Origin of the sequence: Metabacillus halosaccharovorans (genome assembly GCF_002019635.1) — a bacterium.
GTDB lineage: Bacteria > Bacillota > Bacilli > Bacillales > Bacillaceae > Metabacillus > Metabacillus halosaccharovorans.
This window is the reverse complement of the sequence record NZ_KV917372.1, coordinates 416,727-432,704: the sequence shown is the minus strand read 5'-3', so window position 1 is coordinate 432,704 and position 15,978 is coordinate 416,727. Positions and strand designations below refer to the sequence as shown.

Below are 15,978 nucleotides of genomic sequence, written 5' to 3'. Positions count from 1 at the left end.
TTTTTTGTTTTCTATTAGAGAGTATAATATAGACTTAGTAGTTTGTAAAATGGATTTGTTGTTGAATGATACTTTGTTAAAAATAAAAGAGGAAAAGGGTTGGTTTCCTGAAACATATCATAGATTCCTATTCGATATCAATCTATCGGGTCTTTTCAAATATAATGAGCATTAATGTTTAATACTTGTAGTGTAGCTACTTGCTTTAAATTTACCGGGAGAACAGCCAACTATTCTTCTAAATAAGCGGCTAAAAAACGCAGGGTCTTCATAACCGACTCTTATCGCAACATTAATCACTTTTTCATCGGTTTCTATCAAATATTGTTTAGCTTTTTCAATTCTAATATTGTGTACCATCTCTATTATGGTCTGTCCTGTTTCTTGTTTAAATAGGCGATTTAGATGACGTGGACTAATATTAAATAAGTGACAGAGGGTCTGGATGGAGATTTTTTGATCAAAGTTTCTCGTTAAATATCCACATATTCTTTGAATCAAAATGTTTACATCATCGTGCTTTGAGAGAGGTTGCATAGATCTTGATTTTCTTTCATTATATTGACGGGACAAAATGATTAACAATTCCACTAGCTGTAAACGGATTAAAGTGGAATAGCATGAATTTTCCTTGTTGTATTCAAACATCATCCCTTCTAATAAATGTAGAAATCTTGATGAGGTATTGACATCTAAATTTAAGAGATGATGAAAACGCTCACTATTATCTAAGAAAGGATGAATATAAAAATAATCCATTGATTGAGAAACACCCAGTTCTTTTAACCAGGAATCTTGAATTAAATTAGGAAGAAATAAGCAATTAATAATTTCTAATGATTCGCCCTTATCAATATTGAACGTATGAACTTCACCGGGATTAATGATAAAAACATCATTTGTTTTGATCATGTAGGATTGTTCTTCAAATATATGTCTTGCATTACCTTTAACAACAAATACAAGTTCAATGAACTCATGTGAATGCGCAGGAGGTATGTTTGTAGAATCATGATGAAATCTCTGAATCCAAAACGGAAATTCTTCTGTTTTCATATATTCACTACTTTGATATGTAGTTGCTGACATATATGTGCCTCCTCTAGATAAAATAATCTGGATGTTTATCTAGTAAGTAAACATTTTCTTTCTTACTGTAGTAAACGCTTACAATAAGTATTAAACATTCTCTTTTTATAGTCAATTACCGAAATGAAAATGGTGTTTTTTTACTACTTATTCATTTTCCAATTTCAATAACTGCACCATTTTCCAATTGTGAGCGAATAGCTGCTTCTATTACTTCCTGTGCTGCTAACGCCTCATGACCGGAGCCAGAGATTTTTTCCGGTGGAATAGATTGTTTTATCTCACTAATAAACGTATTTATTCTATTTTTAAATGTTTCATTAAAACCTTTCATCCCTGTTAGAACTGAATTACGAAACACCTTTAATTCACTGCTTTTATGGGGATAATAGGTTAAGCTTTCATATACATTATCAATGATAAACCTTCCCTTATTCCCGGCAACTTCACAAGATTCTATTGGATGGTTGTTATCCATATCATAACTACCCGTTAAATGCCCAACTGCACCAGATTCAAATTGTAAATTGATTGATGCTGTAGACCATACTTTTCTCCCTGGTGCTTTTGTCATAAATGCTTGAACGCGTTTAATATCTCCTCCAAAATAACGAATCACATCTATTGAATGTGTGTGAAGTGCTCTCATGTGGATCCAGGGACTAGATTCGTTAGGATTACCAATTGTTAATTTCATATTAAGGTATAATAATTCTCCGAGGTCTCCATTATCAATCCACTTTTTAGCCTGTTCTGCAATCGGTACAAATCGGTGATTTAAATTACATGCTAACCGCACGTTTTTTGCTTTTGCATAACTCACCAATTCCCGAGCTTCTTCAATGCTATTAGATAAAGGTTTTTCTACCAGTACATCTTTTCCTGCCTCAATCGCCATTCTTGCAGGTGCAAAATGATGTGAGCCGTTTTCTTTACCACCAGTTGCAATACTAATAACATCAATCTCCTCATTTTCTAACATACTTTTCAAATCTGTATAAGCAAGTACGTTAAATTCATTGGCTGCTGCATTCGCCAATTCTTTATTTAGATCGCAAACGGCAATTAGGTCGGTGTCGTTATTTTCTTTAAAATAACGACAATGTATTTTCCCTATATTGTTAACGCCAACAACGGCTGCTTTTATCATTATTTCTCTATCCTTTCTTAGATCAAATACTTCGAAGGAGAATGCCTTCGAAGTATTTTCGAAAATTTTAAAACAAATTAAAGCTGTTTTTCTTTTTTCTTCTCTTGTAACTTTTGTGCAGTATGAATGGAGCCAATGTATAATGAATCGTATGCCTCCTGCGAAGTTTTAAATGGACCTTGGTTTAAACCATGCCAATTTAGGTTTGTATACATTGGATTCTTTCTGCCACTTTCTTGTTCTCTTTTCCTTATATATTCATTAAGCCTTCCTGTTAATAAATTGACAATTTCCGGCTCCTCATTTGCTACATTTTGTAATTCGTTTGGATCTTTCACAAGATTATACAGCTCTACTTCAGGTTTAAAATGAAAATCCGGTTCAAGAGCAATAATCAGCTTCCATTCCGGAGTGCGCCAACCATGTTTACGCATCCACGTACATTCTGTAAGATAAAATTCAGGTTCCTGACTAAACGTTTCCCCTTCTTCTCTTACAAGGGACATAAGATTTCTACCGTCAAATGAAATATTCGTATCAATACCTAAAACTTCTAGGATTGTTGGCATAATATCTTTTATTAATGAGGAATCCTTCACTCTCTTTCCTTCGGGTAATCCGGGATATTTAAGGATTAATGGAACAACTAGATTATGTTCATATAGACTATGGTGATCGTACCAACATTCATGTTCATTTAATGTTTCACCGTGATCTGATGTGATGATGATGAGTGTTTCTTCAGTTAAACCAAGTGTTTCAACAGAGGTTAATATATTTTGTATACATGCATCCATATAGGCAACAGCACCATCGTACTGGGCATCAATGTATTCTGAGTCTGTACAGTCTTTAGGTATCCATGAAGTTATAAAGTCAGCAAAAGGTTTAAATTCCTTCATTTTTGCTAAAGAACTATTAGATGGATCACATTCGTCACCATCAAAAAACATTCTTTCATATGGTTTTGGAGGTAAGTATGGAGAATGTGGATCCATATGTCTTAAAAACAAGAAAAATGGTTTTTCATCATTTGCAAGTCTTTTTAACTCCGGGAGTGCTACATCATTAAGGTTTTGTGCTTTCGGACAACGTCCTGTTTCATCAGGCTGCCAAGCTTCATAATCAATATATTTTTGGAACCCTCTTGAGGCAGGGTTTCCTGTAAACCCGATACAAGTTGTGTTATAGTCATTTTCACTTAGAACTTCCGGAAGTGTTTTAACATGTTCACCCAATGGGCCATTATGTCTAAGAGCCACGACATCAGTTCCAAAACAATCCATGCCAGTAAGCATTGAAGCATAACCTGGTGTGGTTGGTATACTTGGACTAAAATGGTTTTCAAATAATACCCCTGATTCAGCTAACTTATCAATATGCGGTGTTGTTAATCGATTGTAGCCATAGGAACTCATTCGGTCTCTTCTTAGACTATCAATACCAAAGAGAATGACATTTGCCTGTTTTTTCATAACAAATTATCCTTTCTGAACAAAATTAGTTTCTCTTGCCCCTAAAGCTTTTAAAGTTGCATTCAAATACCCATAACTTTCTGCTGCCACAATGGATACATCTGCCAAAGAATGCTGGTTCGCTCCAATTACCTCCAAGCAAACCGGTCCACTGTAATTCCCTTCTACCATAGCCTTACAATATGCAAAAAGATTTATATCACCACGTCCACATGCTTGATTCGTAATATTTCCAGGCCCCTTTGAACGCCCTTTACAATCACGTATATGAATATGTTTCACTCGATTTAGGACTCTAGTAAGCTCTTCTTCAGGATTTTCATTTCCCCTATAGATATGACTAGGATCCATATCAATACCAAATGCAGTAGATGAAATTTCATTCATTGCTCGTAGTGTTGTAGGCGTGTTATAAATGGCATTCCCCACATGCGCTTTTACACAAAGTGTAACTCCATAAGTCTCTGCCTTTTTCGATAAACGATAAAGGGTTTCAATGGATTGCTGAAGGTCGCCTTCATCGCCCGACTTCCCTCCAGGTCCTACATTAATTATGGGAATGCCTATCTCAGCTCCTGCCTCAAAAGCTTTTGTCAACCGATCTTCATCAAGTGAAGCAACCTCCATTGAAAGAAATTCAAGATTATTTTCTTCAAGTATCGATCTTAATTCTACTGCTTGCTCCCTCCATCGATCTAACTCTAAATGTTCACACATCCCTTTTATTGCAGAGATTTCAACTCCATCGTATCCACATAAAGCGATTTGCCTGGCAGCTGTCTCAAAATCAAAATCCTTAAATAACACAGAGTTCACGCCAAGTTTTATCATATTACCCCTCCTGAAATTAGCTCTACATCTTTAACCTGAACGATTGTACCTGTTTCAAAAGATTTTATGGCTGCTTCAATAATTTGCTGAGCCTTTAAAGCATCATTACCTGAACCATCCACTTGATCATATGGAACACCTTGAATTAACTGATTTACAAAGGAATCAATCCTGGATTTAAATGTTTCCGGAAAAGATTTCATGCCTCCTAAATAACTGTAACTTTCAGTCTCAATACTTGATCGTGGATAATATGTTAATTTTTCGCATGCATCTTCAAGTACAAATCGTCCTTTAGAGCCTACCACCTCACAAAGTTCTAACCCATAGCTCGCTCCAGCATCATAGCTTCCTACTAAATGACCAATTGCGCCATTTTCAAATTCCAACATGATTTGAGTGTTAGACCATATTTGCCTGCCTTCTCCTTTCATCATAAATGCACCAACCCTTTTGACATCACCGCAAAAATATCTAATCACATCAAAAGAGTGTGGATGTAATGCGCGTAAATGGAACCATGGTGAGCTTTCTACTGGATTGTTAATCCACATTCTCATATTTATCATATGAAGCTTTCCAATACGGCCATTTACAACCCAATCTTTTGCCTTTTCAGCAGCAGGTGTAAAGCGATGATTGAGATTTACGGCATATGGTATTTTATTTTGTTTAGCAAGTTCAACCATTTTATGTCCTTCTTCAATATTGTTTGATATCGGTTTTTCACCAAGAACTGGGATACCTGCATTTAATAATTCCATTGTTGGTGTATAGTGTTCGCTTCCATTCTCTTCTCCTTTAGTGCAAACGCTTACAAGATCTAGTTTTATTCCATCATTTATCATCTCTTTTACACTGTAAAATGCTTTACAACCAAACTTACTTGCAACTTGATCAGCCTTTGCTTTTACAATGTCACAAATTGCTACAATTTCTGTGTATGGATTTTCTTCATATACTTTTGCGTGTATACTACCTATGTTTCCAATTCCTACAATCGCTACTTTTAATGTCATTCAATCATCTCCCATAAAGCAAAATTGTTAACCAAACCCAATAATATATTCATTTATTTAAAACTAGCTTTCTATCGCATAGGCCATTGTTGTAAATAGCGCTAGTGCTTCCTGGGATGTGTCTAATCTGCTATGCTGAACAATAATTGGCACATTACTTTCCACTTTTATTGCATAAGGAATATTCCTTGGTACCATATTTCCTTCTTGGTCTATAATTTTATCTAACCGAATATGATGTGTTCTATTTGGACCACATTCTGAAAAGAACAAATCCATTGGATCCCGATCTTCAAAATAAAATGTGAGATTAATGACTGCACTACTTTCAGTTAGATTTAAAACACATACTGCCTCATGGCTGATCTGGTCTCCCTTGCTCTTCGGTTGTAAAAAACCATCCGGTATAATCCAGATTTGTTTTCCTATCAATATACATCCCCCCATTTCTGGTTACCATATTTGCCTTTAACTCTTTTAGTAACTGTAAACATTTCAAAGTTGGAATAAATTCATGTTATCTTAACCTGGAACTTTCTTCATTGCTCATTCTGCCACTTTAATGGTCGATTTGGCCAAATGAATCTTATTAGATTTTTACTGCACCAGAGGTTAATCCTTTCATAAATAGTCTCATTGTAAATAAGAACAAGATTAATAATGGTAACGAGGCAATCGTGTAGCCTGCAAACATCGGACCATATAATGTTTGTGAAACAAATTGACTCTCAAACTGTATTAATCCAACTGTGATTGGGAATTTAGTAGGATCACTCAATAAAACTAACGGCATCATATATTCATTCCAAATAGCTAAAAGGTTCCAAATCGCCATCGTACCAATGATCGGCTTGGATAAAGGAAGAACAATCTGCCAAAATACTCGAAGTTCACCACAACCATCAATTCGAGCAGCTTCAAATAATTCTTCAGGTAAAGAGGCGAAGGATTGTCTAAAAACAAAAATTGTAAAGGCCTGACCCCCAGCTGCAAAGGCAATGATTAAGCCCATATATGAGTCTAGTAAACCAAAACTTTTAACTAATAAGAAAAGAGGAATCAACGTAAGCAATCCGGGTATCATGAGTAAAGCAACCACCGACATGTATAAAAAGTTCTTTCCCTTAAATCTCAAACGTGCAAAGGAATAACCTGCAAGTGCAGAAGTTGTAATAATAATTAACACACTTGCTACCCCAACAAAAACAGAGTTAAAAATATAACCGCCAATAGCTTCCCATGCAACGGCATAATTTTCAAAGTGCAAAGGAAAAGTTATTCCAAAGAAATTGCTATAAAATTGGCCATTTGTTTTGAACGAGGTGATAATCATATAAAAAAACGGGTAAAGGGCAATAAATGCCAACACGATAAGAAATAGATGGCTCCAAAAATCCTGCTTAATGGTTTTAAGCATCATATTCTCCTTTCATTTATCATGCTTTATATTCTGTGCTAGGATTAATAAACTTCATCTGAATCCAAGTTAAAATCAAAACAATCACAAAAATCACCATAGAAACAGCCATTCCTAGTCCGAATTCTCCATTTTGGAATGCAAGGAAATACATATAAAGTCCAGGAACATATGATGAATAACCTGGTCCGCCATTTGTCATAACTAGTGGGAGTGTTACGTTTTGTAGTAATTGAATCACTGTTAAGATCAATATTAATTTCACTTGTCCCATAACTAAGGGAATCTCTATTTGAAAAAACCTTCTAACTTTCGTGATTCCATCTAGTTTTGCAGATTCATAGACACTTTCTGAAATAGATTGTAATCCGGCATAGAAAATTAATAGGTTAAACGGTACAACAAAAGGAAACCCTACAAACATCAATGCGTAAAGAGCTATATTTGGATCACCCAGCCAGTTTTGTATAATTCCATTTAGTCCCAATGTTTTCAATAAAGTGTTGAGCACGCCTACGTTTGGATCATAGATAAATCCCCATATCATAAACATAACAATTCCTGGGACAACAACTGGAATAACGAATAATACACGGTAAATATACTGCATTCTTTTGCTTTTTAAATGAAAGATAACAACAGCAACGAATAAAGGAATAAGCAGTTCTACGATTACTTTAATGAATGTCCATAACCCAACATTTTTCATCGAAATCAAAAAGATCTTGTCTTTGAGCAAAGTTATATAATTTTGAAGACCGGTAAACTGCGGCTGATTGAACCCGTCCCAATTTGTAAATGAAAAACCTATTGCTATCAAGGCAGGATAATACATAAAGGTGATCAAAAGAATAAAGGAAGGAATAAGCATTCCATAACCGGATTTCCAATTATACCGCAATTTTCCTGCCTTTTTCTTTTTCATACTGCTGTTTTCTAATTGCTGGACTGTTTCTGCCATAAGCTTCTCCCCTTTCAGTAAGAAAGCGGGCTATTTACAATAATTTTTCGTTTTTTAGCCCGCATTCGTTTATTCGTTATTCTTCTAAATATTCCGATAAGTCCCAGTTGTTTTGTTGAATCAATGAATCTGCCGTTTTTTCCATCTCTGTATCAGCCACCTTAGCAAACTCTTCTAATGTGGTATCACCAAGAATATATCCTTGGAAGGCACGATAGATTGCATCCAGTTCTTTCTTTTCAAGATTAATACCACCAAAAACACTTTGTAATGGTTGATTAGCAAGATCAGATAAACCACTTAATTCTTCTATCGGTTTTGCACCTGCAACTGTAGGGACATTTTCCCCTAGCTCATTAACAATTGCTTCATTATGTTCTGGAGTTGTAATATACATTAACCAATCGATTATAGCCTTCTCTTTCGCTGGAGTTAGAGAATTATTCGCTTTCTTTGTTGGAACAGCATATTGAAATGATGCGCTGGGTCCACCGATTGCTGCAGATGAATCAAATTCTGTTGCGAATTCTGAAGTAGCATGATCAGGAAACGGATTTTTAAACGATGACCACTCAAAATCAGGGTTTGCTGATTTAATTTGTTGTGATGCCCAAGATCCATCGAAATACATCCCAACTTCTCCTGTTAAAAAGGCAAGCATTGTTCCTTGTCCATTTGAATCACCACCAGTAAAATCAGGCTGCCAATATTGGGAAAAATCTTTTAAAATAGGCCATATAGCCATCCATTTCTCATTTTCAGGTCCGAAAACACCCTTTTTAATAGCAATTACTTGATCTTGATTGGTGATTCCCTCATTCTTTGTATAGCGAAGCTCATCATATTCGTCTGCAAAGAAATTTGTGAAAAACAATCTAGTTAACCATGTGATACGGTCTGTTCCAGTAGGAGTTGAAGCGAGATTCCATGCAAATGGAGTATACCCGGCATCTTTTAATTTCTGACATGCTTCAATAAACTCTGACCATGTTGTGGGCATCTCTTTGATACCTGCTTTTTCAAATGCTTCTTTATTAAAATACGTTGCTGTTCCAACATAGTCTCCATTTATAACATAAGTACTTCCATCCGCTGACTTCGTATCAGAAATAATTTGTCTGTTCAATAATTCATTCCAAGGTTTATTTTCAACGTAAGGATTTGGTTGTTCCAGGTATTCTGATAAATCCGTAAGTGTCCCTTTTGCTAATGCTGTATTTGCGTCATACCATTGGCTCCAAATAATATCTGGTAATTGACCGCCAGAAGCCTTTGTTCGAACCCATGTCATATAGTCTTGATCTGCAGGTAATCCCTTAATAAATTCAATTTTAATTCCCGTTTCTTTTTCATACTCTTCTGCTAATTTTTTTAATTCTGTTGCTGGTTTTTGATTAGCATTTAAAACTCTGTTAGGACTATAGGTACCCGCATACATCGTAATGGTTCCGCTAAACTCTTCTCCGTCTGTTTGATTCGTTTCATCTGGAGATGAACTAGGAACAATACATCCTGTAAGGAGTGATGAAACTAATAGAATAATAATCGAAATCAAACCGAATTTTCTTAGCGTTTTCATACAATCAACTCCTGTTTTTATTTAGGATTGGTTATTAAAAGCTAAATCAATTTTCTCCCGTTTAGGATCAGCCTTCCATTCATCCCATGTCATTCCGTATTCTGAAAGAACTTTTTCAATTCTACGTTTAAAAGGAAGTCCTTCTTCTATTAAGACTTCATTCATTGGGTCCTTTTCGGATCCAAGTTTTGAATCAACCCAGTCATTTAACTGCTTTTTAAACTTTTCCACTTGCTTAGGAAGCTTGTCAGATAGATTTGTTTCTTCATTTGGATCATTTAATATGTCATAGAGTTCAATTGGTGGTCGGGAAAAAGGCCCAGCGTCATACGTCTCAATGTATTTATATTGGTCAGTCCTGATACCTCTAGCAGCTTGCCAAGCGCATTCACTTAAATATATTTCAGAATGATGGTTTACTTTTTTGCCTAGAATTAGTGGCCACAGACTTTTCCCATCAAGCTTGTCTGGTAATTCAAGACCTATTGCTTCGAGCAATGTTGGCATTAAATCTGCATGCTGAACCAAATTTGACACTTTAAATCCTTCCGGGATTTTGCCAGGCCATCGCATAATCATTGGTACATGTACTGTTGCCTCATAGAGTCCACAATGATCCCAGTATATATCATGCTCTGTTAAGCTCTCCCCATGATCCCCAAATAACACAAGCAAAGTATCATCCTTAATACCCAGCTTTATTAAATACTCATCTAAATCTTTTAACATATCATCTAAATATCGAATTTCCGCATCGTATAAAGCGCTTACGTATTTAGAATCAGTGACATTTTCAAGTAAATCAAAGTGATGGTGCTTGAAAAAAGGATATGCAGGATGATTAAATGCAGGCTCCATACTTTTATTTGTTAAATCATAAGGATTATTATCAAAATCATAAAATTCGTTGATATATTCTTTAGGTGGTAAATAAGGTGTATGCGGATCCCAGTAGTGCAAAAATAAAAAGAAGTCTTCATCTTTATGTTCATTTATCCAAGGTTTAGCCAGCTTATTAATCGAATGACCTTTTATCCACCTTGTTTTTCCAGTAGTATTCATATAATACTGATATCCTCTAGCAAACCATTCCTTTAAGTGATATAGATTATCAACAGCCGCTGTTGTAAACCCTGCCTTTCTTAAAATAGTCGGAAGCCATTCATAGTCTTTAGGTAAATAAGAGGATGGAGAACCGTGTGAAACTACTCCTGTAGTTAATCCTACTTTCCCGGTAAAAATACACGTGTGCGCAACTTCTGTAGGAATATCGGATGCATATGCTTGAGTAAATAAGACCCCTTCATTTGCAATTTGATCAATATAAGGGCTGGTTGGATGCTTGTATCCATAACAACCTAGATTTTTCGCCCTGAGTGTATCTAGTGAGATAAAAATTACCTTCACATTACTCCCCCTAAAATAATTTTTAAAAGGTTATTAAGTGATTTACCCTTTTTTATATCTTACTTTTTAACAGTGGAAAATTCATGGTCATTAAGGTCATGTTATTGGCGGATTAAGCCAAAGGAAGGTATATATATTCGCGATGAGTAGAAATGTTCCAATTTGAAGGCTTTAATAGGACTTAAATTCCGTGGAGAAAATTCATAAGTGAAGCTGAAATCCAGGGGGTGAATATGGTAAATCATTTATATAAAAAGAGGAGATCTTTTTTAAGTATATGAATTCTATAATAGACTACCTGTTAGCTTTATTCATTAGTATTGAAATAAGTAAACAGGTAGCATTGGAGTAGTACTTCATTTATTAATGCATGAAAAAACGTTCAAAGCTATAAATCATAGCTTCATAGTGAATGTCTAATAACTTAGTTCCTTCGATTGGACAACTTCCTGCTGTTTTTCTTTAATTAAAAATCCTCCAAACAAACCTAAAATAGAAAAAATTACAGGAATCATAAAACCGTAAAAATAACCGATATGACTATTGCCGGTTTGAAATGAGTCCAAAACTGTTCCGAAAATGCTTGGTAATAATACAGCACTCAAGAAACCTCCCATGTTTGCAAAACCAGTAGCTACACCAACTTCTTTTGCATCAAAAGACTGACGAACAAATGCGAAAGTTAATGCACTGGCACCATTTCCAAAGCCGATAATGAAAAAAAGCAAAACAAGCATAAAAAGTGGTGGTTTCCCGATAAAAACGAGGAAAGTAGCCCAACTTAAAAAAATCATACCATGAAAAATCAAATACGGCTTTTTGATAGAATGTATTCTGCTTGATATCATTGTTGCTAAAGGTGCACCAATTATGGCCCCAAAAAGACCGATCATAATAAATTGACTCGCTGTTGACAGTGACATATCAAATACTGATGTCCCATATGGAACAGCCCATGAACCGATGAAACCTACATAAGTTCCTACTGCCCCAAAATGACAGAAAAAGGCTGCCCAAGCCTGCCGACTCGTAAAAATCCGTTTTAATATCACCGAGGTTTTCTCAGGTTTAGCCTTAATTTTTTTCAGTGAGGAGTCAGGTAAATTATTCGATTTAATGATTCGTTTTGGTTGATAAATGAGTACAACGTAGAGGAGTATTCCACATAGTAATAAAAGAATCCCCATAGATAAAAAGGATGTTCTCCATCCTAGTAAGCCGATCCAAAGCGAAAAAGGCACTGTTGCCAGCAAAAACCCAAGGCTACCTGACACACCTGCCATTCCAAGTAATTTAACAAATTCATTTCCTTTAAACCACTGACTTAGAATTAAGACTAAATTTACCCAAATGGCAGAGTCACCGGTTCCGACAACTAATCGTGCAATAAGAAGAACGAATTCATTCGGTGCTAGACTATACAGTAATGTCCCTATTCCGGCCAAAAATGTCCCAACAATAAGAAAGAAATTTGGACCAAAGCGATCGGACAAAATACCAATTGGCACTTGCAAACCTGCATAAGCAAAAAATTGTATGCTTGCGATAAATCCAATAGTTGCGGCCGTGACACTAAATTCATTCATCAATTGGTCTGTAATTAGGCCCGGTGCAGTTCTTTGGCTAACGATAAGAAAATACGTGAACAGTACGGATGCAAAAACGATCCATCTGTACTTACTGTTTTGTTTGTTCATTTGTAGATGCTCCTGTTTGTATAGATTACTATGTTTATTATAAACCATATTTTTTCATTGAAGGTGTTTTTAGTATTAATTTAGTTATATCGACCTTTTTGAAAATTTAAAAAACAAAACCTCATTTCAATACCAAATGAAATGAGGTTTTGTTTTTCGAATATTTAGTTGTAGCTAGCTGTTCTCTTATTCATAATTTTTGCAGTAAAAATATGTATTAGTTTGTTATTTATCTACCCTTAATAGATACTCATTCCCATCTTGGTCAAACTATTTGGCGTTCTCATCTGGTTGATGAATGCCAAATGTATTTCCTTCAGGATCAATATAGTATCCTTGCCATGCCATACCTGGAAGAGCGTATTTTGGAAGAGCCACTTTTCCACCGTTTTGCACAATTTTAGCTTCAGTAGTATCGTAATCTTCCACTCCCACTCCATTCACTTCCTACTTTAAGGGGTCCCTCATCCATCCGCTCGATTTTGACGAAACCTTTCATCCAGTTCTGTGCGGAATCAAGATCCAACAAACCAAAGTATGCTCTTTGCTTTGTTACCTTTACCGTTCTGATTACTTCAAAACGTATGCTCATATACCTTCCTCCTATATCACACCAATAATCATCGTTAAAATCTTTAGCTTATTTTAATAATGTACTAAGAATAAGTTCCATAAACGTGTTTATAGTCCTTCTTATTTTAACACCATTAAAGCTATTGAACTTGTGCAGTACAACATGAAATTCACTCTACAGTATTTTATCTTTATGCATCTGCTTATTTGTATAAATGTAAAAAGACACTAATAATTAGTGTCTTTTTAGCCTATATTATTAACATTTATTACCGTAGATTGTTGCACCTATAATGATTAATAAGATAAATAGGACAACGATGAGCGCGAATGTATTTCCATAACTTGGAGCACAATAACCATAAGCAGGAGCTACATAACTAGGCATAACAGGTTGATGTGGAACATTTGCCCCAGCAACATGTGGTGCGTTTGCACCTGCCATATGTGGACTGTTTTCATAACCGTACATTTAAACATCTTCCTTTCGTTTGTGAAAAATCTAAGTCGATATAGTATATACGTTTACTTGATATTTGGAGCCCGTCTTGTAGGAAGAATGCTTCATGAAAACACCTATAATGAAGCCCATTTTTAAATCTCGAATGTAACTGGAAAAATTTCAAAGTATTTTTTCCTGCTTTTATTTTTTTTATATACTATAGGAATCTACTTTTGAAAATGGGTCAACGAACCTGTCCCTCTGTACCAATTTTGGCCTTTTTGTATCCGTCATACACACTTATTGCGGCTGATAGGATGTAGATGAAGAGGATGCCGCCGGTGAGTGATGTTTTGAATTGATTTGGGTTTATTGTGAATAAGTCCGCCATAAATGTTGTGAATTCGGAGCTTAGTAGGTTTGGATTTAGTAGGATGATAATAAATACTATTGTTCCGACTAGTTGAACGATTGTATTAAATAGGGCAATTCTTTTTGTCCATTGACCCTTTATTAATTTGTATAGAGACAATAATATTTCAAGTCCAATTACGACGACGACGATCGGCCAGTATTGAAGCAACACATCCTGATTCAATGCAGGAATTTTAAAATCAAGTCCTTCATTCCCGCCTCTATAGACACCGACTAGATGATTGGCATAAAAGTAAAGTGTTGCCCAGATCGCTGTCCACATTAGACCTCCAAAAACTTCAACCTTTGAAATGGCCTTTTTCTTAGGTATATACGTGATATTTTTTAAATCATCAGGAGTCCATTTCTGCAAACTTGCTGTTAGTGGTATTCCATCTTTCCCCTTATCAGTTCTCTCTAAAATGGCAAATGTCAATGTGACCCAGAAGAAAACCTGCATCCCTACTTCAATGATTCTCCAGATCCCTTCACCCATGAGACGTAGTGCGACATTAATAATCGCTTCACTTCCTGTATACCCAATAAAATATTCTGCCAGCATCGAAATTAAAGAAATGACTGCAGCGATCGGTAAGACCATTTTTAGTAGTGACATATATACATCAAAGTATCTCGGTCCAATCAGATGCATTGGCTGGTCGCGATAACCGCTTGCCAATGAAACTGGACTCCCTAACTTCTCGAGTGCCTTTTTTACATCGTCGTCATTATAATTATCAGGAAGCATATCCTCTATTGTCGACTGTAACTCAAGCGCAATGTCACTACGATTTTTTTCAGGTAATCTGCGTGTAACCTCCTGGATATAAATCTCAATTAAGTTCATCATCTTCCTCCCCTTTCAATAGGTTGTAAAGCTCTTTTGAATTTGCAATCCATTCTTTTTTCAACTGCAAAAATACCTCTACACCAAATTCACTTAAAACATAGTACTTACGGGGTCTACTTTCTGATGTATCCCAACTGCTTGAAACCAATTCCTGTTTTTCTAATCGTCGCAATAAGGGATATAACGTACTTTGATCAATAGGAATACCTGATCCTTCTAATAATTGAACAAGTGAATATCCATATTGAGGAGTACGTAATTGACTTAAAACAGCAAGCGTCAATGTTCCTCTTCGTAATTCTGTTGATAATGATTGAATTAAATTGCTCATTTCACCCACCTCGATTTGTTTTACTATATGTCATACAGTATTTATTTTATACTATGTATCATACACTATTATTGTGACGCAATCAATTAAGTTTTTATAATATTAAATAAAAATTAGAAAAACACGACTTACCGCCAAGAATGGCGGAAGTTGATGTCTTTTCTTATACTTTAATCCTTTAATATAGTTAACCTTTCTTAAAGTATAAGAAAAAGCCACAATTTAGATGACTAAACTGTGGCTTTAGACTCTCTCTATTCACATTTTAGAATGAAATCATCGCTCCTCTTTCATCAAACTCTGCAGATGGATTCCAAGCAATCTCCCATAGGTTATTCTCGGGATCTGCAAAGTAGGCAGTCCTTCCACCCCAAAATGCGTCACTTGGTTCTCTTAAGATCCTGGCACCGATGCTGCGTACCTCTTCAATAGTTGCATCTACTTGTTCCGGGGTATCTAGATTGATAGCAAATGTTACACCACGAAACCCTTCTTTACTTCGTGAAATTTCAATTCCGGCATCTTTTGCTAATTCCTCAATTGGAAAAAGAGTTAGAATTACACCTGCCGTTTTAAATGCAGCATAGGAATCTGAACTAAATTCTGTTTCTTCCCATCCAAGTTTTTGATAAAAAGACCGAAGAACTGGTAAATTATAAGCACCGATTGTAAGCAGGCTAACTCTTTGCATCACCATCACGATTCCTCCTAAAAAATAAATGACCTAGGGTTTACTTTCTAGA

Annotated in this window: 16 protein-coding genes and 1 pseudogene; all 17 read right to left on the bottom strand. The window is 35.6% G+C overall.

Annotated features, from left to right (window positions below):
* Positions 1-171: 171 nt before the first annotated feature.
* Positions 172-1,089 carry an AraC family transcriptional regulator gene (locus BK577_RS16375; RefSeq protein ID WP_078433942.1) on the bottom strand — a complete coding sequence of 306 codons (918 nt, stop codon included), beginning with the start codon at positions 1,087-1,089 and terminating at the stop codon, positions 172-174.
* A gap of 151 nt (positions 1,090-1,240) precedes the next feature.
* A complete protein-coding gene (locus tag BK577_RS16370; protein WP_078433941.1) occupies positions 1,241-2,239 on the bottom strand; it encodes a Gfo/Idh/MocA family protein in 999 nt (332 codons plus the stop codon).
* Positions 2,240-2,316: 77 nt separating this feature from the next.
* On the bottom strand, positions 2,317-3,714 hold the full coding sequence (locus tag BK577_RS16365; RefSeq protein ID WP_078433940.1) for a sulfatase family protein: 1,398 nt from the start codon (positions 3,712-3,714) through the stop codon (positions 2,317-2,319).
* A gap of 6 nt (positions 3,715-3,720) precedes the next feature.
* Positions 3,721-4,545 carry a sugar phosphate isomerase/epimerase family protein gene (locus BK577_RS16360; RefSeq protein WP_078433939.1) on the bottom strand — a complete coding sequence of 275 codons (825 nt, stop codon included), beginning with the start codon at positions 4,543-4,545 and terminating at the stop codon, positions 3,721-3,723.
* On the bottom strand, positions 4,542-5,564 hold the full coding sequence (locus BK577_RS16355) for a Gfo/Idh/MocA family protein (RefSeq protein WP_078433938.1): 1,023 nt from the start codon (positions 5,562-5,564) through the stop codon (positions 4,542-4,544). The genes BK577_RS16360 and BK577_RS16355 overlap by 4 nt, the downstream gene beginning before the upstream one ends.
* Positions 5,565-5,627: 63 nt before the next feature.
* On the bottom strand, positions 5,628-5,996 hold the full coding sequence (locus tag BK577_RS16350; protein ID WP_218970496.1) for a sensory rhodopsin transducer: 369 nt from the start codon (positions 5,994-5,996) through the stop codon (positions 5,628-5,630).
* Positions 5,997-6,153: 157 nt separating this feature from the next.
* On the bottom strand, positions 6,154-6,981 hold the full coding sequence (locus BK577_RS16345; protein ID WP_169908327.1) for a carbohydrate ABC transporter permease: 828 nt from the start codon (positions 6,979-6,981) through the stop codon (positions 6,154-6,156).
* Between the two features lie 19 nt (positions 6,982-7,000).
* Positions 7,001-7,942, bottom strand: coding sequence for a carbohydrate ABC transporter permease (locus BK577_RS16340; RefSeq protein WP_078433935.1), 942 nt, complete (start codon positions 7,940-7,942; stop codon positions 7,001-7,003).
* 76 nt (positions 7,943-8,018) lie between these two features.
* On the bottom strand, positions 8,019-9,521 hold the full coding sequence (locus BK577_RS16335; protein ID WP_078433934.1) for an ABC transporter substrate-binding protein: 1,503 nt from the start codon (positions 9,519-9,521) through the stop codon (positions 8,019-8,021).
* Positions 9,522-9,542: 21 nt separating this feature from the next.
* Positions 9,543-10,928 carry a sulfatase family protein gene (locus BK577_RS16330; protein ID WP_078433933.1) on the bottom strand — a complete coding sequence of 462 codons (1,386 nt, stop codon included), beginning with the start codon at positions 10,926-10,928 and terminating at the stop codon, positions 9,543-9,545.
* A 416-nt stretch (positions 10,929-11,344) separates the two neighbouring features.
* Positions 11,345-12,625, bottom strand: a complete 1,281-nt coding sequence (locus BK577_RS16325; RefSeq protein WP_078433932.1) for an MFS transporter — start codon at positions 12,623-12,625, stop codon at positions 11,345-11,347.
* Positions 12,626-12,895: 270 nt separating this feature from the next.
* Positions 12,896-13,060, bottom strand: a pseudogene (locus BK577_RS16320) (VOC family protein); the annotation flags it as partial.
* A complete protein-coding gene (locus BK577_RS16315) occupies positions 13,032-13,217 on the bottom strand; it encodes a hypothetical protein (RefSeq protein ID WP_078433931.1) in 186 nt (61 codons plus the stop codon). The pseudogene BK577_RS16320 and the gene BK577_RS16315, both read right to left, overlap by 29 nt.
* 240 nt (positions 13,218-13,457) lie before the next feature.
* Complete coding sequence (locus tag BK577_RS26825; RefSeq protein ID WP_139367431.1) at positions 13,458-13,586, bottom strand: YjcZ family sporulation protein; 129 nt, start codon at positions 13,584-13,586, stop codon at positions 13,458-13,460.
* Positions 13,587-13,884: 298 nt separating this feature from the next.
* Positions 13,885-14,901 (bottom strand): HAAS signaling domain-containing protein, encoded by a 1,017-nt coding sequence (locus tag BK577_RS16305; protein ID WP_078433929.1) that lies wholly within the window; start codon positions 14,899-14,901, stop codon positions 13,885-13,887.
* Positions 14,888-15,235, bottom strand: a complete 348-nt coding sequence (locus BK577_RS16300) for a PadR family transcriptional regulator (RefSeq protein ID WP_026561479.1) — start codon at positions 15,233-15,235, stop codon at positions 14,888-14,890. The genes BK577_RS16305 and BK577_RS16300 overlap by 14 nt, the downstream gene beginning before the upstream one ends.
* Positions 15,236-15,500: 265 nt before the next feature.
* Complete coding sequence (locus BK577_RS16295; protein WP_078433928.1) at positions 15,501-15,932, bottom strand: VOC family protein; 432 nt, start codon at positions 15,930-15,932, stop codon at positions 15,501-15,503.
* Positions 15,933-15,978 lie beyond the last annotated feature (46 nt).

Excerpts from the sequence above, each read along its gene's own strand:
- BK577_RS16355 (WP_078433938.1), bottom strand. The coding sequence starts at position 5,564 with ATGACATTAAAAGTAGCGATTGTAGGAATTGGAAACATAGGTAGTATA.
- BK577_RS16305 (WP_078433929.1), bottom strand. The coding sequence starts at position 14,901 with ATGAACTTAATTGAGATTTATATCCAGGAGGTTACACGCAGATTACCT.
- BK577_RS16360 (WP_078433939.1), bottom strand. The coding sequence starts at position 4,545 with ATGATAAAACTTGGCGTGAACTCTGTGTTATTTAAGGATTTTGATTTT.
- BK577_RS16295 (WP_078433928.1), bottom strand. The coding sequence starts at position 15,932 with ATGGTGATGCAAAGAGTTAGCCTGCTTACAATCGGTGCTTATAATTTA.
- BK577_RS16325 (WP_078433932.1), bottom strand. The coding sequence starts at position 12,625 with ATGAACAAACAAAACAGTAAGTACAGATGGATCGTTTTTGCATCCGTA.
- BK577_RS16335 (WP_078433934.1), bottom strand. The coding sequence starts at position 9,521 with ATGAAAACGCTAAGAAAATTCGGTTTGATTTCGATTATTATTCTATTA.
- BK577_RS26825 (WP_139367431.1), bottom strand. The coding sequence starts at position 13,586 with ATGCCTAGTTATGTAGCTCCTGCTTATGGTTATTGTGCTCCAAGTTAT.
- BK577_RS16300 (WP_026561479.1), bottom strand. The coding sequence starts at position 15,235 with ATGAGCAATTTAATTCAATCATTATCAACAGAATTACGAAGAGGAACA.
- BK577_RS16370 (WP_078433941.1), bottom strand. The coding sequence starts at position 2,239 with ATGATAAAAGCAGCCGTTGTTGGCGTTAACAATATAGGGAAAATACAT.
- BK577_RS16315 (WP_078433931.1), bottom strand. The coding sequence starts at position 13,217 with ATGAGCATACGTTTTGAAGTAATCAGAACGGTAAAGGTAACAAAGCAA.
- BK577_RS16345 (WP_169908327.1), bottom strand. The coding sequence starts at position 6,981 with ATGCTTAAAACCATTAAGCAGGATTTTTGGAGCCATCTATTTCTTATC.
- BK577_RS16365 (WP_078433940.1), bottom strand. The coding sequence starts at position 3,714 with ATGAAAAAACAGGCAAATGTCATTCTCTTTGGTATTGATAGTCTAAGA.
- BK577_RS16340 (WP_078433935.1), bottom strand. The coding sequence starts at position 7,942 with ATGGCAGAAACAGTCCAGCAATTAGAAAACAGCAGTATGAAAAAGAAA.
- BK577_RS16375 (WP_078433942.1), bottom strand. The coding sequence starts at position 1,089 with ATGTCAGCAACTACATATCAAAGTAGTGAATATATGAAAACAGAAGAA.